The sequence below is a fragment of the Micromonospora sp. NPDC047465 genome (genome assembly GCF_040643125.1).
GTDB lineage: Bacteria > Actinomycetota > Actinomycetes > Mycobacteriales > Micromonosporaceae > Micromonospora.
In genome coordinates this window covers 1-1,122 of the sequence record NZ_JBEYTP010000132.1, presented here as the reverse complement: position 1 = coordinate 1,122, position 1,122 = coordinate 1, and the positions used below count along the sequence as shown (strand labels likewise).

Genomic DNA, 1,122 nt, shown 5'->3' with positions numbered 1-1,122 from the left:
GGGGTCGGACCCGGCCCGGACGAGCCGCCGGACGAACACCCCCGACGACCGCACCGCCACCTGGTCCTCGACCCCGACCGCGATCACCCCACACACCCGCCGTAGAGCGCGGGCATCCAGGGTCTGCGGCAGGTCGACCAGACCACCCCAGCGCCGCGGCTCCTCCAACGCCGCGACTCGCCCGAGACCCCAGGTCGCGGACGCAACGGGGTCCACGGGGGCGTCGGAGCCGCCCACGGCCACCGCGCCCCGCGTCAACCACCACACCCGGCCGTTGAGGGCACAGTCACCGAGCGCCTGCACCGTCGCCAACGCCTCCGGCACACTCGCTCCGGACAGCGACAGCAGCGACACCGCCCCGGCCACCTCACCGGCGGCGCGGAGGGCCTTCGCCACCAGCTCGCGGTCGTCGGCCGGGCCGTCGAGCACCAGCCGCCGGACCTTCGCCCCGGCCGCCGTGAGACCGTCGGTCACGGTCGCGAGCAGGGCATCGTCGACGCCGGCGTACGGCACCAGCAGCAGCCAGGTCCCGGACAGCGTCCCGTCGGCGTCGGGTACGGCCTCCCAGTCGACCCGGTAGCGCCAGGAGTCGACAGTCGACCGCTGCCGTCCCGCCCGCCGCCACCGCGCCAGTCTCGGCAGCAGGACGCCCAACGGCTGATCGGCTTCCAGCCGGAACTCCTCCCCCAGCCCGGCCAGGTCCTCCTGCTCCACCGCCGCCCAGAACCGCTCGTCGATCTCCGATCCGCCGGTGTTCGGCGGGGCCGGGGCGGCTGACGGCGTGTCTAGCAGCCAGTAGCGCCGGCGCTGGAAGGCGTAGGTGGGCAGGTCCACGGTCCGGGGCAACTGGCCGGTCTGCCCGGTGAACCAGGCCGCCCAGTCCACGGACGTGCCCGTCACGTGCAACCGCGCCAACGCCGTCACCAGGGCGGTGGTGTCGGCTTGGTCCCGGCGCAGCGCGGGAATCTGCTGCACCGGCCGGTCGGCAGGGGTGTCCGCCGCCATCGCCGTCAACGTCGCGTCCGGGCCGACCTCCAGGAACGTACTCACCCCACACCCGTGCAACGTGACAACCGCGTCGGAGAACCGGACCGCCTCCCGCACATGCCGCACCCAGTACCC

1 pseudogene is annotated in these 1,122 nt (G+C 74.4%); it reads right to left on the bottom strand.

Features of this window, described 5'->3' with window-relative positions:
* Positions 1 to 1,050, bottom strand: a pseudogene (locus ABZ793_RS34705) (polyketide synthase); the annotation flags it as partial.
* Positions 1,051 to 1,122 lie beyond the last annotated feature (72 nt).